Here is a 22,221-nt window from a genome sequence, read left to right on the forward strand (position 1 = left end):
AAACATGGCTTTTGAGAATATCGTTGTGAAGGGCGCAAGAGCCCACAATTTGAAAAATATCGACATCACCATTCCGCGCGACAAGCTGGTTGTCATTACGGGCCTCAGCGGCTCGGGCAAATCGTCCCTCGCTTTTGATACGATTTACGCGGAAGGGCAGCGCCGCTATGTGGAATCTTTGTCCGCTTACGCCCGCCAGTTCCTCGGCCAGATGGAGAAGCCGGATGTGGACTCCATTGAAGGTTTGTCCCCGGCGATTTCGATCGACCAGAAGACGACCAGCCGCAACCCGCGTTCCACCGTAGGGACGGTAACGGAGATTTATGACTATTTGCGCCTGCTTTTTGCGCGCATCGGCAAACCTCATTGCCCGGACCACGGCGTGGAAATCACCTCGCAGACGGTCGAGCAGATGGTGGACCGGATTTTGCAGTACCCGGAGAAAACTCGGCTGCAGATTTTGGCCCCGGTCGTTTCCGGCCGTAAAGGCGAGCACAAAAGTTTGTTCACCGAGATCGGCAAGCAGGGGTTTGTACGCGTACGCGTCAATGGAGAAATCCGGGACCTTTCGGAGAACATCGAACTTGAGAAAAATAAAAAACATACGATCGAGGTCGTTGTCGACCGGATCGTGATTAAAGAAGACGTGGCTTCCCGTCTGGCGGACTCCATCGAAACCGCGCTGAAAATGTCCGGCGGCCAGCTGCTCGTCGATATTATGGGCCAGGAGGAGCTTCGGTTCAGCTCCAACTATGCCTGCCCGATCTGCGGCTTTAGCATTGAGGAACTGGCGCCGCGGATGTTCTCGTTCAACAGCCCGTTCGGGGCTTGTCCGGATTGCGACGGCCTTGGCGTTAAAATGGTCATCGACCCGGACCTGCTCGTTCCGGACGATAGCAAAAGCATTGAGGACGGCGCTTTTGAAGCTTGGGCCGGCGGGTACTCGAACTATTATCCGCAGTTCCTGAAATCGGTCGCCGAGCATTACGATATTCCGATGGACGTTCCCGTTTCGGAGCTGACCAAAGAGCAAATGAAGATTTTGTTGTACGGTACAGGCCAAACGAAAGTCCGCTTCCGGTATACCAATGATTTTGGTCAAAGCAAAGACGCGTACGTGACCTTTGAAGGCATTGTAAACAATCTGGAGCGCCGTTACCGGGAAACCGGCTCGGAAGGCATACGCGAATATATTGAAGGGTTTATGGCGGCCAAACCTTGCGAAACGTGCAAAGGGCACCGCTTGAAACGAGAAGTGCTGGCCGTTACGGTGGGTACGGCGAATATTGCCCATGTGACGGATTTGTCGATCGGGGATGCGATGAACTTCTTTAGCGGTCTGGAATTGAATGAGAAAGACCGAGCGATTTCCAACCTGATCCTGAAGGAAATCAACAGCCGTCTCGGCTTCCTTGTGAACGTCGGCCTGGATTATCTGACGATGAGCCGTGCGGCAGGCACGTTGTCCGGCGGCGAAGCCCAGCGGATCCGCCTGGCGACGCAAATCGGCTCGCAGCTGATGGGCGTGTTGTACATTTTGGACGAGCCCAGCATCGGGCTGCACCAGCGGGATAACGACAAGCTTATTGCCACGCTCGGCCAAATGCGCGATCTCGGCAATACGTTGATCGTCGTCGAACATGACGAGGATACGATGCTGGCCTCCGATTATATTATCGATATCGGGCCAGGGGCAGGCATCCATGGTGGACAAGTGATCTCCCAGGGAACGCCGCAGGAGGTCATGAATGACCCGAAATCGTTGACGGGCCAATATTTGAGCGGCAAGAGGTTTATTCCGGTTCCTTTGGAGCGGCGGAAGACGGATAACCGCTGGATCGAAGTCCGCGGCGTGAAAGAGAACAATTTGAAGAACATCAATGTGAAGTTCCCGATCGGGGTCTTCACGTCCGTGACCGGCGTATCCGGTTCGGGTAAATCCACGCTGGTCAACGAAATCTTGTATAAAACGCTGGCGCGCGACCTGAACAAAGCGAAGGTCCGTCCGGGCCAATACAAAGAAATGCGCGGGCTGGAGAACGTCGAGAAGGTCGTTGATATCGACCAGTCGCCGATCGGCAGAACGCCGCGTTCCAACCCGGCTACTTATACCGGCGTATTTGATGACATCCGGGACCTGTTCTCCCAGACCAACGAAGCGAAAATTCGCGGATACAAGAAAGGCCGCTTCAGTTTCAACATCAAAGGCGGCCGCTGTGAAGCGTGCAACGGCGACGGGATCATCAAAATCGAAATGCACTTCCTGCCGGATATTTACGTGCCTTGCGAAGTCTGCAAAGGTAAACGTTATAACCGGGAAACGCTGGAAGTGAAGTATAAAGGGCAAAGCATTGCGGATGTGCTGGAAATGACCATCGAAAATGCAACGGAATTTTTCCAGAACATTCCGAAAATTCACCGCAAGCTGCAAACCTTGCTGGACGTGGGTCTCGGCTACGTGAAGCTCGGTCAGCCGGCTACGACGTTGTCCGGCGGCGAAGCGCAGCGCGTGAAGCTTGCTTCCGAGCTTTACCGCCGAAGTACGGGCAAAACGATCTACATCTTGGACGAGCCGACAACGGGTCTGCATGTCGATGATATCGACCGTCTGCTGGTTGTGCTGCAGCGCCTCGTGGAATCCGGAGAAACGGTTGTGGTCATTGAACATAATCTGGATGTCATCAAGACATCGGATTACATCATTGACCTGGGACCGGAAGGCGGCAGCGGCGGCGGCACCATCATAGCGACCGGTACGCCGGAGCAAATCGTGAAGGTAGAAGAATCCTACACCGGCCGGTATTTGAAGCCGATCCTGGAGAGAGACACCAAACGGAGCGAGGAGCTGCTGCAGCTGCAGAAGTAATCCTACACCGGTTTAAGTGATCCTGCGCCGGTATAAATGACCTTTCATCAGCATGAACCGCCAAAAGTATTCCTTAACAGGCATTCAGCCAGAATCAAGTCATAAGTTTGGAATCGTTAGCGGAAGGGAGCGGCAGAACCTAAGAAGTCTGCCGCTTCTCTTTCTTTTGTTTTCGTATGCCGGGCATTCCCTTTTTGTAGAAGAAAGGCTTGCTAGAATCATAGACGACGATCGTGGACTGACCATCCGCACAGAAAGAAGCGGAGTTTTGTCGGAAGCCGGAAAGCCTTGTCAGATCAGGTTTTTTTGACTGAAATTTTACAATTCCACCCCGATTCCAATAATTGTTTCGTTCTATAAACTGTGTTACATTTGGTATCTACCACATCGATAGCAATTGCTGAATAAAATGAACTTGCGAGATTTGGACCGTAACGCAAAACGCGACCAGCAAGTTCTTTTTTATAGATAGATAAAAGCATATGAAACGTTAGGTATGCTATTTGAGGGGAAGGATCAAGCCGATGAAAATAACCAGAAAAATCAGTATGGCAGCTCTGCTGCTGGCCTCCATCATGCTAGCCGGAGGATCGCTTGAAGTCATGGCGCAAGCATCAACCACCGGAACTAAAGGAACAACGGCCGGCCCAAAATCCGCTGCCGCCAAGACTGCAGCCAGCACCGGCCTTAAACCAAGCGCCGCCGCAGCTGCCGCAAATCCCGTTCCGGGGATTATTCAGAAATTAACGCCCTCCGTGGTAGGCATTATCGGAGAGGCCGCGGACACCGATGATGATCCGGATTCAGAAGACAGTTATAACGATTCCAGCATGGAGACGGGGAGCTATAACCTGGCCCATGGCACCGGGGTCATTATTAAAGCCGACGGCTGGATCATCACAAATGCCCACGTCGTGAACGGCATCGTGGATCCGACGGTCGTGACTTCATCCGGCAAACAATATGAAATCGATAAATCGTACATAGACGTACCGAGTGATTTGGCGCTTATTCATATTCAGGCAGCAGGCCTTAAACCGGCGGCGTTAGCGCCTGCGGGAAGAGCTGTGCAGGTAGGCGAACAAGTTGTGGCGCTTGGCACGCCGGTTTCCTTCTCCCTGCGCGGATCGGCAACGGAGGGGATTGTCAGCGGCATTAACCGTGCGGTGAACGCTTCCTACCGCCTGATCCAGACGGATGCCGCCATTAACCCGGGCAACAGCGGCGGACCGCTGCTGAATATGAAAGGCGAAGTGATCGGCATCAATTCGATGAAATATGAAGCGGTTGGCGTCGAGAATCTGGGTTTTTCCATTCCGTTTGATACCGTCCGTTATGTGATCAATCAGCTGTTTGCTTACGGCGAGGTTCACCGCCCGTCGCTTGGCGTAACGCTTCAGGAGGGCTGGTCCGCCGAAATCGGGCTGCCTAGCCACGATCCTTTGACGGTGGTCAGCGTCAGCTCCGCATCTGCGCGCAAGGCCGGGATTAAAGCAGGAGATCAAATTTATAAATTAAATAATACCTCCCTTACTTCGATAGTAGATCTGAATGAACAGCTTAAGAAATACAAGCCGGGCCAAACCGTATCTCTATGGATGCAGTCGGGCGGCGACATCGTGAAACGCAGTCTCGTCCTGACGCTGGATGACAGCGGCAGCGATTCTGACTCGGGTTCGATGGACGACGAATAGAAGCAAAAAGGCGGTGCCCTTAGCTTGCATACCGGCGTGTTACGGGCTTCAGGAAAATCCAAGGAACAGGAAGAGGTCGGACGATCATGATCAGAAAAAATAAAACGGCAATCCTGCTTGCAGCAGCGCTGCTTGCCGGAATTTCGCCAACGGCCGCCCAGTCGGCGTTGGCCGCATCGGCGGAAGCGGGAAGCACCGCCATTTCTGCGGCGGCTGCCGGAATATCCGCTGGGGCGGATTCGATGAACGGAAGCGGCTCCGAATCCGCCGTCAATGAGCTGCGTCTTAAAGTCGGCAGCCGCCGCGTAACCATAAACGGGACCTCGGAGACGATTTTGCGTACGCCTTATACAGCTAACGGCACCACCATGGTTCCGCTTGGCGTTTTCACCAGCTCTTTTGGCGCTCAAAGCGGGCTGGGGGATGGGGACGTCGTGAATCTGACCCTCGGCAGCAGAAAGGTTACGCTGACGATCGGCAGCTCCGTGCTCTGGACGAATCAAGGAAAAAGCCAAATGAAGGCCTCGCCGGCCATGGTCGGCGGCGTATTGATGGTTCCCCTCCGCCCTGTGGCGGAAGGTCTTGGCGCGTCCGTATCCGGCTCCAACGGTGAGGTCGTGGTCCGGCTCTCCAAAGCGCTCAGCGGAGACATCGGGGGAATCCCGGGAGAAGGGGAAGAAGCCGGAACGGCCAAAGTGGGCAACAGTTATTATGGCTGGAGCATCGACAACCCGGGCGACTTGGTCAAACAGGCCAGCCAGGATGAAAGCACGGCTGTGTTCAGCGACGGCGGAGGAACTTATTATCTGCAGATTCATGTGCTGGATCATCAGCCCGAACAGGATAATGATTCCTTGCTAGACAATTTGGCGGAGGAAGCCGGGGCCAATCAGGAAACGGTTCTTCATGAGGAATTGGTGGACGGGAGCGCCGCGTCTTACGCCCGGATGATCACCAGCGATGAGGACGGGAATTTGGCCGAAGTACGGGCTTATTATTCGGACCATAAGATTTATTTGCTCTATTTGACTGTGACGGATGCCTATGTTTACCAAGACTTTGACAGCTACGCCCGGCTGCTGAATTCCTTCCTCCCATCTTTTGATGCAGGCAACCCGCGTCTTACCGACCTTTCGCACATGACGGAGGGAGAACAGACACTGTACAGCGACGCTTACGGCATTGCCCTGGATGTGCCATCCGGCTGGACGGCCGCTGCAGGAGGCACCGATTTTAGCGGAACGGACGGCGGACGCGTTCATTTTAACGTTTCCTCCAATCCGGCGGGACAAACGCTAGAGGACTGGACGGAGCAAATGAAGCAGCGTTTGGCCAAGCTTTACGTACCGTCGGCTCTGCGGATGGATGGAGTAACCGAAACGGAAGTATCCGGCGAGAAAGCCGCTGTGCTGAAAGCCGAGGTAAACTCGGGGGATGGCTGGAAATCCCTTGACCAGTTGTTTTTGGTGGAGGGCGGTTACCGTTTCCTGATGGAATATCAAAGCCCGGTTAAGACCCGGACGGGAACTGCCGAGAATGCCGAGGGGATTGAGGACGCTGAGGGCACAACACCGGGATCCGCTGCTTCGGAGGATGTTGTTTTTGAGGCGATTGTAAAAAGCCTGGATATTCCTTTTGAAGACATAGAAGGTTATTTTGGCAAACTGGATGACCGTACCCAGGAAAACGATCTGGCTAAAACCATAGTGAAATCCTCCTCAGCCAATGATTTTACGATCCAGATTCCGCGTTATTGGACGCCAGATTATGACCAGTTCGACCAATCCAATGTCCAGTACAGCTTCCCGGGCGGCAGCTTCAAGCTGGCTATGACGCAAACGGATGACCCGGAGCTTTTCCTGGGCGATTTGGCCAGCGCTTATGCGGCGGCGGCTTCCAGCGGCAGCGGCGTGACGGTGAACACCGACAAAGCCGTGCTTTCCGGCGCTCCGGCAACCCTTTTTACGATCCATAGCACGCAGGACGGTATTCCGGTTACTAAACGGGTTGTGGCTTTCAGCCACAAAGGCGTATTCTATCAAATGACCTTTGCGCTGAACGACGCCAATGCAACGGACGAACAGAAAGCGGCGATGAGCAAGGTAGAGAAGTCTTTTGCTTTTACCGAATGAGGAACAGCTGCGGAATAAGGAACAGTTATGGATGGGGGAAGACAAACAGAACCTGCCAATCGCAGCAGTAAAACGTTACCCGGCCGATGAGCGAACGTCAGCCGGGTTTCCTTTTTCCACGCAAAGGTTTAAGCCCACTTTTTAATCAACGATTTTAATCAACGATCCCTGTGCCTTTGTGATACAATGTTCTAGTCTTTTTTATTAACGAACGATTTAAGCGCCACTAGCAAGCGATGCAGGAGGACCCCGAAGAGATGAAACCATGCCCGTTTATTGCGGTAGAAGGAGCGATCGGTGCCGGTAAAACCACGCTGGCCACGATGCTTTCTGACCGCTTCGATATTCCGCTTCTCAAAGAGATCGTGGAAGAAAATCCGTTCCTGGACAAGTTCTATCAGAACATCGAGGAATGGAGTTTTCAACTTGAAATGTTTTTCTTGTGCAACCGGTACAAGCAGTTGGAAGACACCGGACTGCAGTACGTCTCCCGGCACCAGCCGGTCATTTCCGATTATCATATCTATAAAAATCTGATTTTCGCCCAGCGTACGCTGAAGGGCGTCAAGCTGGACAAATACCGGCAGATTTATCATCTGCTTACCGAGGATTTGCCGAAGCCGAACATCGTCATTTATATTCGGGCCAGCCTGGATACGCTGCAAAAGAGAATACAGATGCGCGGCCGGGAGTTTGAAACGGCGATTGATCCTGCCTATTTGCAGCAGCTGATCGAAGATTACGAAACGGCATTTGCCGAGCTGGCCGAGCGGGAGCCTGAGACCCGAATCATTACGGTTAACGGGGACGAAATGGATTTTGTGGAACACCCCGAGCATTTTGAACATATCGCTGCCCAAGTAAAGGAGCTTTTATAAATGAACAAGCTGTACAACATTCCGGATGACGCGCTGATCACGGTTGCGGGAACGGTAGGCGTGGGCAAATCCACGCTGACGCAGGCACTGGCGGACCGTCTCGGCTTCAAAACCTCCATGGAAAAGGTTGATCACAACCCCTATTTGGAAAAGTTTTATCATGACTTCGAGCGGTGGAGCTTCCACCTGCAAATCTATTTCCTGGCGGAGCGCTTTAAGGAGCAGAAAGCGATCTTCGAAGCGGGCGGCGGTTATGTGCAGGACCGCTCGATTTACGAGGATACGGGGATTTTTGCGAAAATGCATGCCGACCAAGGCACGATGTCCAAAACGGACTACGAAACGTATACCAGCCTGTTCGAGGCAATGGTGATGACGCCGTATTTTCCGCATCCGGACGTACTGATCTATCTCGAAGGAGAGCTTCCGTCCATCCTGACGCGCATCAAGCTTCGCGGACGCGAGATGGAGATCCAGACGGACGTCTCCTATTGGGAGCATATGCATGAAAGATACGCCAACTGGATTAACGAGTTTACCGCGTGTCCGGTTCTGCGCTTGAACATCGATGATTACGATGCCACCGATCCGGCTTCTTTGGATGAAGTAATCGCCAAGGTCAGCGCGATGATCCAGCGGTCGAGAGCGGAGCGGGGGAAAGTCTGAATCTGTGCTTAGCAGTAAGCCTTTAAAAAATGGCCGGCAGCGGACCGGAGAATGAGAAGCGGGAGCCCTCCCGCTTTTTTTAATGCCTATTTACACCAATATTGCTGCCAACGTAATATAGTTACACCAAAACTCTATAAAGTGAGGAATGAGGTGATGGCTCTGCTGGCCGTACAAAAAACCGTCCAAGCTATTTTGCAGCCGTTTCGGACAAGCCTGAGATACAGGCTGATGCTGCTGATGGTGGCGATTGCGGTCATTCCGCTTTCGCTCGTCACCGTGTTTGCCGCCAGAACAACGCGTGAGACATTAAGTTCGGAGGTCATTCGTTCCAATGAAGCCAGAATGGAATGGGCGGCCAAATATTTTGATGAAAAATTCGATCAATTGCAAGCGGTTTCATATTCGCTGCTGCTGGATCAAAACCTGTTTCCCGATAAGGAGGATTCCGGAACGGAATCGGACAAGGCTTATGTGACGGACGGCTATGTGAAGGACAAGCTGAGGGCCCTTTACGGGGCGAATAACAAAAACATCGCGCAAATCACCTTGTATCTCCATTCCCGCAGCCGTTTGTTTATTGTAGACAAGGACGCGGTCCGGACAACGTCAGAGCTACGTCAGGCCGGTATCGATTGGGGAGAAATGGGCGATCGTTTTGAAAGCGTCAACAAGATTAGCAACGGCTCACACCATACGTTTACCCTCACCCGCAGCATGAATCGTTTTGAGAACCGGGCTGTGCTGGGCGGTGTGTCGCTCGATGTCAGGTGGAGCATGATGTCCAGCGTGCTTGATATGGTTCATTCCGAAGCGGGAAGCGAGGTGTTCATCCTCGACAATACCGGAAATATTTTGTTTAATCCCTACAATCCGCAGTCCACATCAAATCCGCTGTTCCTCTCCAAAATCCTTTTTAATCCTTCGTTCCCCGGCTACACCCAATTGAAAGACGGGATCCTGTTTTATCAGCCGGCGGTGTCCGGCCGCCTTTGGATCGTCAAATTTATACCGATCAGCTACGTGACGAGCGGCGCGGCTTCCACGCTGCAGTTCAGTTTTTACACGGCTGTTCTGTTCAGCGGCATTGCGATCTTCCTTTCCATATTAACGGCTTATTTTACGACACGGCCTATTATAAGGCTGACCCGGTCGATGAAAGCGATGGAGGTACAAAATTTCGATGTGGGGCTCAGCAAAATCCGCAATGATGAGATCGGTACATTGGAGCGGCGTTTTAACTCCATGCTGATTCGAATCAAAGAGCTGATCCAGATCGAATACAAAAGCAAGATCGAGAAACGGACGGCTCAGTTGAAGGCGATGCAGGCGCAGATTAATCCTCACTTTTTGTACAACGCGCTGCAATCCATCGGGGGAATCGCCCTTTCCCGCAACGTTCCTGAAATTTATGAGCATGTCCGGGCGATCAGCGAGCTGTTCAGATATACGGTGCGAATGAAGGCCGATCTGGTCGCCGTGTCCGATGAACTGGAGCATGTCGGGAATTACTTGCATATTCAGAAGCTGAGGTTCAGGGACATGCTGCAGGTTCATTTTGATATCGAAAAAGACTGTTTAGCCTGCCCGATCCCGAAATTCTCTCTGCAGCCGATCGTGGAAAACTGCTTTATTCACGGACTTGAAGGACAATCGGGCATATGGTCGATTACGCTCCGTGCCAGAAAAGTGCTGGATGAAATTGAAATCAGCATTGAGGATAACGGGGTTGGCATCGGACCGGGACGCCTTTCCGAAATCCGTCAAAAGCTGAAATTTGAACCGGACGACGAACTGCAAAGCGGAGGCGGGCTTGGCATGAGCAACGTGCATGCCCGGATCAAACTCAATTTTGGAGATGAGTATGGACTTTTTGTTTCAAGCGAACAAGGGACCGGGACTATGGTCCAAATGATCATTCCGGCACACCACTTTGAAGGCGGGGAGGAAAAACCATGAAAGTTGTCATCATCGACGATGAATTTTGGACCCGAAGCAGCATTAGAAACCTGGCAGACTGGGACCGTTTTGGCATAGATCAGATAGAAGAAGCGGAGGACGGTTTGGCAGGACTGGGTATCATCCAGGCAGTCCAGCCGGAAATCGTCATTACGGACATGAAAATGCGCTGCCTCGACGGCGCGGAGCTGCTGCGGACGCTGACGGAGCAGTATCCGTTTATCCGGAAAATCGTAGTAAGCGGCTACGACGACTTTGCTTATACGAAACAGGCGATCGCCTCCAGGGTGGATGAATATATTCTGAAGCCTATCCGTGCCGAAGATCTAAACAAAGCGTTGGAGAAAGCCGTGCGGGAGCTGAAAAGTAATCAAGGCCTGTACACCGCCGGGCTGCTCCGCAAAGAGCTGCTGCTTGGCGTGGGCGAATACAAACGTCAAATCGTGCAGGGGTTTATGGAGCTTCATACCGACGTGGTTCAGGAACGGTTCAAGAAGCTTGCGCTCTTTTTGCAGGAGCAGGCACCGTTGGAGCCGGGGATCGGCAACTCCTTGTACAAGCAGTTTATGCAGCTGCTGAATGAACAGGCAGCCAAAATGGAAGCTGAAATCAGCGTCTTCCTGCCGGGGCGAGCCGACAGCTTTTTCGTGACGGATCAAACCGAGGTGGGCCAGTGGGTTGAAATGCTGGCGGAGTCCTATACGGCCGTGCTGGAGCAGTTGATTCAGCAAAGAAAAAACAAAAACAGGCTGGATGTCGAAGCCGTCCGTCAGTTTATTGAGCGATCGTTTGCCGAGCCGATCACCTTGGAGTCTGTTGCGCAGCAGTTTTTCGTCAGCAAGGAGCACCTGTCCAGAACGTTTAAGCAGGAAACCGGCTCCACGGTCATGGACTACATTATCAAGAAACGGATAGAGGAGGCGGTACGGCTGCTGCAGGATCCTAACCTTTCAATCAAAAGTGTGGCGGAAGCCGTAGGTTATTCGGATCTGACCTATTTCTACCGGCTATTCAAAAAGGTAACGGGAAGTACTCCCGCCAACCTGAGACTGTAAAAACCTATCAGAACCGGATATCAATATTGTCCAATCCAAAGCGCCAATCCAGTCCAATGTGGAATCACTTACAGATCCTGTATATTAACGAATGTAAGCGTTGTCATTAAAAGGGAGGTTCAGCCTATGAAAAAAGCTTTGGTATGGGTGACGATTCTGATCATGTTCACTACAATGGTTGCTTGTTCCTCGGGCGGAAACCATGCGGGAGGAGCGGCAAACACTTCCGGAAGCACGGATGGCAAAAATACGGAAACCTCGGATAACAAGGGTGCCCCTAAAAAAGTAGAGCTGAAAATCTACCTGGGCGGCCTGGATCGTTTTCGCGAGCAGTTCGACAGCTACTTTCAGCAATTTGCCGAAAAGGAAAAAGCGGAGAAAAACATCGAGGTTACGTTCAACTCCGAATATCCCGGCGCCGACAATGCGCCGCAAATTTTGAAGACCCGTTTGGCCACCGGGGATATGCCCGATATTTTCAGTCTGCACGCGGGTAACGATTTGCCCTCCTTCTACAAAGCCGGTTACGTGGAAGATTTGACGAACCAGCCTTTTGCAGACAAGCTGCTGGACGGCATCCGTTCGCTTGTATCGATCGATAATAAAGTGCTGGCCGTGCCGATGGAAAGCCTGGAATGGGGATTTTTGTATAACAAAAAAATATTCAATGATCTTGGTTTGCAGCCTCCTTCCACGCTGACGGAGATGAAGGCGGTGGTGCAGAAGCTGAATGACAATAAAATTACGCCGTTTATGCTGAGCTATAAAGAAAGCTGGATTCCGCAGCTGTTCCTTCCGCTCACGGTGGGAGGACTGACCAACTCCAGCCATCCTGATTTTCTGGATAAAATGAACAGCGATCAGGGCAGCTTTGCGGATATTGGCGATATGTTCGGCATTATCGATCTGGTCCATGCAAACGGTACGGATCATGCTTTTGATATAGGCAATGATGACGGTGCGGCCGATTTTGCCAACGGCAAGGCGGCCATGTGGATTCAGGGCCCTTGGGATGCGGACAGCATTTTGAAGGCAAATCCGGATATGGATTTCGGGGTAGCTCCGCTGCCGATCAACGACGACCCTAAGGCGACATTGATCAACGTTTCCGTATCCACCGCACTGGCGCTGGCTTCGGGCAGCAAAAATAAAGAGGTAGCGGCGGATCTGTTGAACTATATTTTGGACGATCAGGCTTCCAATGATTTTTATCAAAGCTTGAAGTTTAATCCGGTTTCCAAAACCCATACCTTTAAGCCTTACCCTTGGGTGGAGGATGCTACGCCTTACGTGGATAAAGGACAGTCCTACCAGGACCCGTCCATTCCGCAAGCGGTCAAAGACGAATCGGGAAAAGCGCTGCAGTCTTATTACAACAAACAAATGAGCAAGGAAGAGGTCATCAAGGATTTGGATAAAACATGGAAGGACGCCAATGCCGCCGCGAGAAAATAAAGCCGGCAAAGCGATCCCGCTCTGCCCTGCCGGGTGCCGTCAAAGCCAGACGGCCGGCGGGGCACGGGCATTCCGTTCCACCATTTGCTGGTTACCGCTTAATGAAAGGGAGTGGAAAACATGAAGCGGCAAACAAGAATGACGGTTTCGCTGATCTCATTTGTGCTGCCTGCCTTTGTCCTCTATGTTATTTTTCTCGTTATTCCGATGCTTCAGGGCTCGTATTACAGCTTCACGAACTGGGATGGCCTTAACAAGACCTATGGTTTTGTAGGCCTGAAAAATTTCATCGAAGCGATACGCGAAGATACCCATTTCCGCTCGGCCATTTTGTTTACCGCCAAATACGTAATTTTTGCCGTTATTCTGCAAAATGTTTTGGCTTTGCTGCTTGCGCTGCTGATTGAATCCCAGCGCAAAGCGAAAGGATTTTTCCGGACGGTGTTTTTTATGCCGAACATGCTGAGCATCATTATCAGCACCTTTATGTGGGTGTTTGTGTTTTCCAAAGTGCTTCCGGCGCTGTCCGACTATGCGGCGTTGAAGTTTTTGGACGTATCCTGGCTCGGCAATCCGAACCTTTCGTTCTGGAGCATTATGCTGGTATCCGTTTGGGGCGGCGTAGGAACGCTGATGCTGATCTACATGTCGGCCATCCAGGGGATTCCCCAGCATTTGAAGGAAGCGGCGATCATCGACGGTGCCAAACCGTACCACATGCTTCGTTACATCACGTTGCCGCTTATCGCGCATGCGCTGACGATTTGTATTTTTCTGACCCTGAACAGCTCGTTTAAGGTATACGACCTGGTTTATGCCTTGACAGGCGGCGGGCCGGGCCGGGCGACGCAGGTCATCACCATGAACATTCTGGAAGAAGCCTATCAGGGCAACTACAGATACGGTTATGCCAGCGCGAAGGCGATCATCCTGTTCCTCATCATCCTTGTAATCACGCTCATTCAGGTTACGGTGATGAAAAGGCGGGAGGTGGAAGCGTGAGCAGACGCCTGTATTCCGTGTTGACGCTGGTCGTGCTGGGGCTGCTGGCCCTCTATTTCTTGTTTCCGATCTACATGGCGCTGGTCAACTCGTTTAAAACGGAACAAGAAATGTATCGTTCGGTGCTCGGTTTTCCCAAAACCTTTCACTTCAGCAATTATACCGAAGCCTTCAAAAAGGCCAATATGCTGCGCAGCGGCTGGAATACGGTGGTGGTCACGGTAACGGGCATCGTAGGCATCGTGCTGTTCAGCTCGCTCGCCGGCTACAAGCTTTCCCGGACCCCGGGAGCCTTAAGCAATATGATTTTTATGTTGTTTGTGGCTTCTATGCTGATTCCGTTTCAGACGATTATGGTGACCTTGACCAAAATGGCCAAAAACCTGGGACTTCAGGGTACTCCGTTTGGCCTTGGCGTCGTCTGCGCCGGGCTTGGCATCAACATGGCAGTTTTTCTGTATCATGGTTTTGTCAAAGGAATTCCGCGGGAGCTGGATGAATCGGCACAAATGGACGGATGCGGTGAGTGGAGAGCGTTTTTTAAAATCATTTTCCCGCTGCTGCTGCCCATTACCTTCACTATAGCCGTGCTGAACTTGCTTTGGCTCTGGAACGACTTCCTGCTGCCGATTCTGCTGTTAACCGATTTCCGCCAGTACACGCTGGTTTTAACCATCAACATGTTTTTCGGCAAATACAGCCGGGAGTGGGCGCTGATTTTGGCTTCCTTGATTTTGTCGTCCATTCCGATCGTGGTGCTCTTTGCCGTCTTCCAGCGCTGGATTATCCAGGGGATTACGGAAGGAGCCGTGAAGGGTTGATCCCGGTTCCGGGGATATAGGGGGAAACCAATGAACAAAGTCCACAAGTTATTATTTGGGACAGCGTATTATGCGGAATATTTGCCTTATGACAGGCTGGATGAGGATATCCGGATGATGAAGGCCGCAGGCATCAACACGGTCAGAATCGCCGAGTCGACCTGGAGCACGCATGAGCCGCAAAACGGCGTGTTCGATTTTTCAACGGTGGACCGGGTTCTGAAGGCGATGCACGCCGCAGAAATCGGCGTCATTGTGGGTACGCCAACTTATGCGATTCCCACGTGGCTGGCCAAGGAACACCCCGTCGTCCTTGCGGAAACGCCGCAGGGTCCGGGGCGCTATGGGGCCCGGCAGATCATGGACATTACGCATCCCGCCTATCTCTTTTACGCCGAACGGATAATACGCAGGCTGATCGGTCATGTAAAAGATCATCCTGCCGTCATCGGCTACCAGGTGGACAACGAAACGAAACATTACCAGACCTCCGGTCCAAATGTGCAGCTTTTGTTTTTGAAGGACATGAAAGAAAGGTTTAAAACGACCGACAGGCTCAACTCGTCTTTGGGGCTGGATTACTGGAGCAACCGGATCAACAGCTGGGAGGACTTCCCTTCGCCGGTCGGGACGATCAACGGCAGCCTGGGAGCGGAGTTTTCGCGTTTTCAGCGGAAGCTCGTCGCTGATTTTCTCGCTTGGCAGGTCTCGATCGTGAACGAATATAAACGCCGGGAACAATTTGTGACCCATAACTTCGATTTTGAATGGCGGGGTTATTCATTTGGCGTGCAGCCGGATGTGGACCATTTTGCGGCTTCGGAGTGCCTGGATATCGCAGGCGTCGATATTTATCATCCTTCGCAGGATGAACTCACGGGCGCGGAAATTTCGTTCGGGGGCGACATGGCCCGTTCGATGAAAGGCACAAATTATCTGGTGCTGGAAACGCAGGCGCAGGCTTTTCCGCATTGGCTGCCCTATTCGGGACAGCTGAGGCTTCAAGCGTTCAGCCATCTGGCCTCCGGGGCCGATATGGTGGAATATTGGCATTGGCACTCTATCCATAATTCGTTTGAAACGTACTGGAAGGGGCTGCTCAGCCATGATTTCGCGTCCAACCCGGTATATGAGGAAGCCGCGGGGATTGGCCGGGATTTCTCGAGACTATCGCCGCATCTGCTCCATTTAAGCAAAACCAACCGGGTCGCGTTGCTGGTCAGCAATGAAGCTCTGACGGCCATGGACTGGTTTCCGCTGCCCGGGCGCAGCAAAAGCTATAACGACATCGTCCGCTTGATGTATGATGCGTTGTACCGGATGAATATCGGCTGTGATATCATCCATACTTCCCGCCAAACGCCGGACAACCGTCTGGAAGCTTATGCGCTTGTTTTAGCTCCGGCGCTTTATGCGGCTCCGGACGAGCTGCTTACCAAGCTGAATGATTATGTGCGAAAAGGCGGACACGCCGTTTATACGTTCAAAAGCGGATTTGCCGACGAACACGTAAAGGTCCGGACGGCCGTTCAGCCGGGCATTATCGGAGAAGCCTGCGGCATTTCGTATAGCATGTTTGCAGAACCCAAATTCGTTACTCTTCGAGGCGATCCGTTTGGAGTCGGCATGGAGCATAATCGCGTGGAAAATTGGATGGAGCTGCTTACGCCAACAACGGCGGAGGTGCTAGCCTCCTATGAACACCCTCATTGGGGCCGGTATGCGGCCATCACGACCAACCGCTTTGGACAGGGGACGGCCACCTATATCGGCTGCCTGACCAGTGCGGCTGTCATGGGCAAAGTGCTGGAAAGGACGGCTAAGGCGGCGGGAGTGTGGGGAGTCGATCAGCAGCTTGCTTTTCCTTTGATCGTCAAGTCCGGTGTCAATACGTTGGGCCGCACGATACGCTACTATTTTAATTATTCGGACCAGCCGCAGTCGTTTACTTATCCTTATTCGGATGGACGGGAACTGATAGGCGGGCATGATTTAAGACAGGGTGAACACGTGGAGATTGACCGCTGGGGATTTGCTATTATTGAAGAAACTACCTGAACGTTGAGCGTGCGACATGCAAGCTCTTTTGGTTGAGGTATAATTTTAAGTGTGCTAAGATAACAATAAATAAAGGAGCCGTGCGGTAACACGACTCCCCGTACACTTGCCGCTTTAAAGAGCGGTCGGCTGTAGGATTTCGAAAAGCGACTGAAATAGACCGCTTCCTTTGTCCAGGGCGGTCTATTTCTTTGTGTTTTGATTAATGGCAACGACAATAGCAACTACCAGCGTCAGCAGCGCAATGATAAGCGCGCCGAAACTGATCATGATCGTCAGAGCATCCTTAATCGCCACAGGCATCACCTCCCTTCCGGGAGACTAGCCGACCGTCCTTATAAGCCAGTTTCATGTACATGTTTAATTATAGCAATTCTAGTAATCGTTTGGGAATCGGAAAAACTGCCAACCGGCAAGTTCATTTTGTTGAGGTATATTTTTAAGTGTGCTAAGATAACAATAAATAAGGAGCCGTGCTGGAACACGGCTCCCCGTACACTTACCGCTTTAAAGAGCGGTCGGCTGTAGGTTTAAGAGCGATTTGAAATAGACCGCGTCCTTACCTGAGGGCGGTCTATTTCTTTGTGTTTTGATTAATGGCAACGACAATAGCAACTACCAGCGTCAGCAGCGCTATAATAAGCGCGCCGAAACTGATCATGATCGTCAGAGCATCCTTAATCTCCACAGGCATCACCTCCCTTCCGGGAGACTAGCCGACCGTCCTTATAAGCCAGTTTTGTGTACAGGCCTAATTATAGCAGGAATAGTAAAATTTTAGGAGCGGAACGGTTGTATTTTGGGCTAATTCCCTTGGTTGAGGTATATTTTCAAGTATGCTAAGATAACAATAAATGAGGAGCCGTGCGGGAACACGACTCCCCGTACACTTGCCGCTTTAAAGAGCGGTCGGCTGTAGAAAAAGTTACGGTTTGAAATAGACCGCATCCTTTAGCTGAGGGCGGTCTATTTCTTTGTGTTTTGATTAATGGCAACGACGATGGCTACCACCAGCATCAGCAGTGCAATGATAAGCGCGCCGAAACTGATCATGATCGTCAGAGCATCCTTAATCGCCACAGGCATCACCTCCCTTCCGGGAGACTAGCCGACCGTCCTTATAAGCCAGTTCATGTACACTTCGATTATAGCAAAAATCTGGAAGACTAACGAGCTTACAGACCGAAGGATTAAGTCTTTTATTCTGCCGTTAGACTATTGCCGTGCAGACGCGAAAGGGAGCAGAAAAAAAGTTTTTTTCGCAGAGTCTGAGTATTGATGGAAAAGCTAGAGTACCGCAGCAATGTCTGATAAAATAGATAAGTCCGTGAAGTTAAAATTTTAAGGATTTACCGACAATGTATTGTAGCCTTCCGTTTTAAGGGAAAGTGAACATAAATAAAGATTTCACCGGCGATGCCGGTTTGGGAGGATAACCATTTTATGAACAAGATTACAAGGCAAGACGTGGAGCTGCTGGCGCCGGCGGGGGACTGGGACTGTATGCGTGCGGCGGTGGCGAACGGGGCGGACGCGATCTTTTTTGGCGTCGAGAAGTTTAATGCCCGCGCCCGCGCGAATAATTTCCGGATGGACGAGCTGCCGGAGATTATGGCGTTTTTGCACAGCTACGGGGTTAAAGGCTTTTTGACGTTTAATATTTTGGTGTTTGAAGACGAGCTTGCGGATGCTAAAGAGCTGATCGATGCTTGTATCGATGCGGGCGTGGATGCGGTGATCGTGCAGGATCTTGGTCTGGTAAAAATGATTCGCGAAATCTCGCCGGACTTCCCGATCCATGGTTCAACCCAAATGACGATCACTTCACCGGAAGCGGTGGAGTTCACCAAACCTTGGGGCATGGAACGTGTCGTGCTCGGGCGCGAAAACAATCTGAAACAAATCAAACAAATCGGCGACCAGGCCAAACTGCCAATGGAAGTATTTGTGCATGGCGCTTTGTGCGTGTCTTATTCCGGCCAGTGCCTGACCTCGGAAATGTGGGGCGGACGCTCCGCCAACCGCGGCGAATGCGCACAGGCGTGCCGCCTGCCTTACGACCTGATGGTCGACGGCGAGCAGAAGCCGATGGGCGATGTGGCTTACCTGCTGTCGCCAAAGGATTTGGCGGCGATCGATATTATGCCGGAGCTGATTGAAGCAGGCGTCATGTCTTTTAAAATCGAGGGCCGTCTGAAAAGCCCTGAATATGTGGCCAACGTGGTCAGCAAATACAGTAAGGCGATTGACCAGTATTTTGCGGGCCAAGGCGAACGGCCGTCGAAAGAGGAAATCCGCGAGCTGCAGCAAAGCTTCTCGCGCGGATTCACGCACGGCTTCCTGGAAGGGACCAACAACAAGAAGCTTGTTGAGGGGACATTCCCTAAGAGCCGCGGCGTTTATCTGGGACGTGTCGAGCAGGTGCTGCGAGACGGCGTCGTTTGTAAAATCGAGGCGCCGCTGAAGCGCGGCGACGGGATTGTTTTTGACGCTGGCGACCCGACGAAGAAGGAGGAGGGCGGCCGCGTTTACGATCTTCGCCGCAAAGGCGTGAAGATCGAAGGGGAAGCCGGCGAAGGCTGGTTTGTCGATATTGTGGCTGGCAGGAGTGACGTGGATCTTCGCCGCGTGCATGTGGGCGACCGGATCTGGAAGACCAGCGATCCGGCGCTGGACAAGCGGCTGCGCCAAACGTTCGAGACCGAGAAGCCGTACCGGGTATTCCCGGTACATGTGCGCGCGGTCGGTAATCCAGGGCAGCCGCTGATCACCTTCTGGACGGATGTCCAGAAGGGCACCACGGTGCGGGTCGATTCGGAGCTGGAGCTGGACATCGCGAAGAAGCGGCCCATGGACTACGAACTGCTGGAGGAGCAGTTCGGCCGCCTGGGCGGCACCGTCTTCCAGCTGGAGAAGCTGGAAGTGGACCTGCACGGCGACGTGATCGTGCCGATGCGTGAGCTCAACAGCATCCGCCGCCGCGCCGTAGAGCAGCTTGCGGGCGAACGCCCGAAACCTCCCGTTTATACGAAACGGGAGATCGAAATCTTCGGCGACGCGGCTGTGGCCGCTGCGCCGGTACCGCTGGGCGGTGCGAAGCTTACCGCCCTCTGCCGCAGCCTGGACCAGGTGCTTGCTGCCGTGAAGACCGGCGTAGATTTCATCTACGCGGACTTCGAGTTCATCAAGCAGTTCCCGGCTGCGGTCGAAGCCGTTCATGCCGCGGGCAAACAAATCGCGCTCGCTACGCCGCGCATTCATATGCCTGGCGAGAACGGCTACCACAACAACATCCTGCGTCTTAAGCCCGACGCCGTTCTGGTGCGCAACACCGGCGCGCTTTACTTCTATCTCCGCCACCGGCTGGAGAATCCGCTCGCGCACCAGCCGAAGCTGATCGGCGATTTCTCCTTGAACATCGCCAACCACAAAGCCGTGGAGCTGTTCCTGGAAGCGGGCTGCGACGTCGTGACTCCATCGTATGACCTGAACATCCAGCAGATGGTCGATCTGCTGGGCAAAAGCCGTACCGCTCAGATGGAAGTGGTTATCCACCAGCATCTGCCGATGTTCCATACCGAACATTGCGTGTACTGCACCTTCCTCAGTGAAGGCACGGACTATACGAACTGTGGCCGTCCGTGTGAAGAACACCGCGCGTCCCTGCAGGACCGCATTGGCATGAGCCATCCGGTACGCGTAGACGAAGGCTGCCGCAACACGGTTTATAATGCTATCGAGCAATCCGGCGCCGAATACCTGACGAACTTCCTGCAGTTGGGCGTATCGGGTTTCCGGGTCGAGTTCCTGGAAGAAACGCCTGAGCAGGTGCAAGAGGTCATCGACCTGTACACCCGTGCTTTACGTGGGGAAATCAGCGGCACCCAAGTATGGAAAACGCTGAAAGCCACCAACCAGCTCGGCGTAACCCGCGGTCAGCTGGTGAAATAATTATTTCCGGGGAAATTCGGCAAGCCATGACGGATTGAACTAAAAATAAGACTAGAAAAAAGAGTCTTCTGTTCCTTTTTCGGAATAGAAGACTCTTTTTGTTGAAATGAAGCTGAATTGGCCGATATGACTTATATAAGTCATTATTTTTGCTAGAAAATCATTAAATTACTTAATTGCGTAAAAATAGCAATTGACCATTGTAATATATTGGAATATGATAATAGTTAGAAATGTAATTTTTTTCTATTTTGAGGAGGTGGTTCAATAAGTGGCAGCTACAATTCAAACTGAGATGGAGCTTTATATGAAACGGGAGGGCTTAACAGTTACCCGTTTTGCAGAGAGAGTGGGTATCAACGCCGGAACCGTTAGCAATATCTTAAACGGACACCGCTCCATATCCATTGCTCATCTGGATCGAATGACGGAAGTGATGGGACTCCAGGAAGGAACTTATTATGAAATGTTTTTGGAGGAATATCTGGCAGCATCCAGTTTGGATTGGCGCAGAATAGGTCCTTTTTTTGAACGATGTGCCGAACTGGACAAGCTTGATTTGATGCAGCAGGCTGCCCGAAGTGTGATGGAGAATTTATCTTACGCGGCCCCTATGTTTGAAATGGCGGAACAATGGTTCCGCGAGGAGAAGAGGTCCGCTGCGGCCATTCTTTATCAAACTGTGGCGGACAGCGAGAAGTATCAGCATTCGGAGAGGCTGGCGTTATGTCATTATCGGTTGTTTCATAGTGCATTAGGGGACGATCAGGAGTTAAACGCGCTGGCTGCTTCCCGATTTGAGCTTTACGTGGACCGGTTAAATGAAATTGATCAACTCGATGCTATAAAGGAATTGATTGATATATATGCCTCTTTGCATCGTTATGATAGGGTAGATCAATTGTCTGTTATATTGGGAGGGCGGGCTGAAACCCAATATAAACTAAAACAAAAGGCAATTTCTGATAATCAACCTTTTCGTGAACCCTCTATGGCTTTGGTTGGTTATATTCTATACTCCTACCTTATGCGTGGAATGGTTTGCGAGGTAAAGGGCGAGTTGGAGCAGGCTTTGAAATACGCTTTACTATACGATAAGCCGGATTGGGCTGTGGAAACTGATGTTAGATCCATGAAGGCCTTGGAAATCTTTCATTTTTGGTCTGTTGCTAATCAATACTTATACCAAATGAGGGGAGGGAACAAGACATATATAGATAAATATATAAACCATGTAAATACCGTAGAGGGAGAAATTATCCCAAGTTTATTTCAAATTGTTATGATGGCTAACAAGCACGGTTGGGAAATTGATTATTTGCTAAAACGATTCGAACTAATAATTCAGGATGCCGTTAATAATGGTCCTAAAGTAGATTATAACGAACAGGTAATAAACAATGATTTTTCCTTTTTTTTGGCCGACTTGGCTGTTTATGAATTTAATCAAAAGAGGTATTTGGCTGGCATTAAATGGTTGATCATGGGTTTCAAATATTCATTAAGAATAAATAATGAAGCAGCGATTATTAGATGCTCCACTTTATTCGAAAATTACCGTCAATTTGCAAACAAGGATCAGTTGGAGCAATACAAAAATTATATGTTAGAGGTGTATAAACAAAATGAAAAAAAATTGGCGTCTTTTGGTCGGGTTGTTTAGCGTTGTTGTAGTGGTTCTTGT

16 protein-coding genes are annotated in these 22,221 nt (G+C 51.4%); 13 read left to right on the forward strand and 3 right to left on the reverse strand.

Translation table 11 applies throughout. The features are described 5' to 3' along the window. The first annotated feature begins 4 nt into the window (after window positions 1-4). From uvrA to AC3ZPD_RS15345, 11 genes are all read left to right on the forward strand, one after another. On the forward strand, window positions 5-2,866 hold the full coding sequence (gene uvrA / locus AC3ZPD_RS15295; RefSeq protein WP_490985136.1) for an excinuclease ABC subunit UvrA: 2,862 nt from the start codon (window positions 5-7) through the stop codon (window positions 2,864-2,866). 524 nt (window positions 2,867-3,390) lie between these two features. Further along, window positions 3,391-4,560, forward strand: a complete 1,170-nt coding sequence (locus AC3ZPD_RS15300) for a S1C family serine protease (protein ID WP_490985137.1) — start codon at window positions 3,391-3,393, stop codon at window positions 4,558-4,560. Between the two features lie 86 nt (window positions 4,561-4,646). Further along, complete coding sequence (locus AC3ZPD_RS15305; protein WP_490985138.1) at window positions 4,647-6,692, forward strand: stalk domain-containing protein; 2,046 nt, start codon at window positions 4,647-4,649, stop codon at window positions 6,690-6,692. A gap of 257 nt (window positions 6,693-6,949) precedes the next feature. Further along, complete coding sequence (locus tag AC3ZPD_RS15310; protein WP_490985139.1) at window positions 6,950-7,570, forward strand: deoxynucleoside kinase; 621 nt, start codon at window positions 6,950-6,952, stop codon at window positions 7,568-7,570. After that, a complete protein-coding gene (locus AC3ZPD_RS15315; protein ID WP_490985140.1) occupies window positions 7,571-8,236 on the forward strand; it encodes a deoxynucleoside kinase in 666 nt (221 codons plus the stop codon). 156 nt (window positions 8,237-8,392) lie between these two features. Next, complete coding sequence (locus AC3ZPD_RS15320) at window positions 8,393-10,195, forward strand: sensor histidine kinase (protein ID WP_490985175.1); 1,803 nt, start codon at window positions 8,393-8,395, stop codon at window positions 10,193-10,195. Beyond that, window positions 10,192-11,250, forward strand: coding sequence for a response regulator transcription factor (locus tag AC3ZPD_RS15325; RefSeq protein WP_490985141.1), 1,059 nt, complete (start codon window positions 10,192-10,194; stop codon window positions 11,248-11,250). Before AC3ZPD_RS15320 ends, AC3ZPD_RS15325 begins: the two co-directional genes overlap by 4 nt. A gap of 162 nt (window positions 11,251-11,412) precedes the next feature. Next, on the forward strand, window positions 11,413-12,705 hold the full coding sequence (locus AC3ZPD_RS15330; RefSeq protein WP_490985176.1) for an ABC transporter substrate-binding protein: 1,293 nt from the start codon (window positions 11,413-11,415) through the stop codon (window positions 12,703-12,705). A gap of 120 nt (window positions 12,706-12,825) precedes the next feature. Further along, window positions 12,826-13,707 (forward strand): carbohydrate ABC transporter permease, encoded by an 882-nt coding sequence (locus tag AC3ZPD_RS15335; RefSeq protein ID WP_490985142.1) that lies wholly within the window; start codon window positions 12,826-12,828, stop codon window positions 13,705-13,707. Next, window positions 13,704-14,528 carry a carbohydrate ABC transporter permease gene (locus AC3ZPD_RS15340; protein WP_490985143.1) on the forward strand — a complete coding sequence of 275 codons (825 nt, stop codon included), beginning with the start codon at window positions 13,704-13,706 and terminating at the stop codon, window positions 14,526-14,528. Before AC3ZPD_RS15335 ends, AC3ZPD_RS15340 begins: the two co-directional genes overlap by 4 nt. A 30-nt stretch (window positions 14,529-14,558) precedes the next feature. After that, entirely contained in the window at window positions 14,559-16,586 is a 2,028-nt protein-coding gene (locus AC3ZPD_RS15345; RefSeq protein WP_490985144.1) for a beta-galactosidase, read from the forward strand. Between the two features lie 183 nt (window positions 16,587-16,769). Here the strand turns inward: AC3ZPD_RS15345 and AC3ZPD_RS15350 are convergent, their stop codons facing one another. The 3 genes from AC3ZPD_RS15350 to AC3ZPD_RS15360 form a co-directional block, all read right to left on the reverse strand. Next, window positions 16,770-16,883, reverse strand: a complete 114-nt coding sequence (locus AC3ZPD_RS15350) for a putative holin-like toxin (protein ID WP_148466899.1) — start codon at window positions 16,881-16,883, stop codon at window positions 16,770-16,772. Window positions 16,884-17,160: 277 nt separating this feature from the next. Beyond that, window positions 17,161-17,280, reverse strand: a complete 120-nt coding sequence (locus AC3ZPD_RS15355) for a putative holin-like toxin (RefSeq protein ID WP_490985145.1) — start codon at window positions 17,278-17,280, stop codon at window positions 17,161-17,163. A 272-nt stretch (window positions 17,281-17,552) separates the two neighbouring features. Beyond that, on the reverse strand, window positions 17,553-17,672 hold the full coding sequence (locus tag AC3ZPD_RS15360; RefSeq protein ID WP_490985146.1) for a putative holin-like toxin: 120 nt from the start codon (window positions 17,670-17,672) through the stop codon (window positions 17,553-17,555). A gap of 357 nt (window positions 17,673-18,029) precedes the next feature. Between AC3ZPD_RS15360 and AC3ZPD_RS15365 the strand changes: the two genes are divergently transcribed. Both AC3ZPD_RS15365 and AC3ZPD_RS15370 read left to right on the forward strand, forming a co-directional pair. Next, window positions 18,030-20,537: a U32 family peptidase gene (locus tag AC3ZPD_RS15365; protein ID WP_490985147.1), complete on the forward strand. Its 2,508-nt coding sequence runs from the start codon at window positions 18,030-18,032 to the stop codon at window positions 20,535-20,537. A 271-nt stretch (window positions 20,538-20,808) separates the two neighbouring features. Then, window positions 20,809-22,200, forward strand: a complete 1,392-nt coding sequence (locus AC3ZPD_RS15370; protein WP_490985148.1) for a helix-turn-helix transcriptional regulator — start codon at window positions 20,809-20,811, stop codon at window positions 22,198-22,200. Window positions 22,201-22,221 lie beyond the last annotated feature (21 nt).

The sequence above is a fragment of the Paenibacillus mobilis genome (assembly GCF_058267595.1).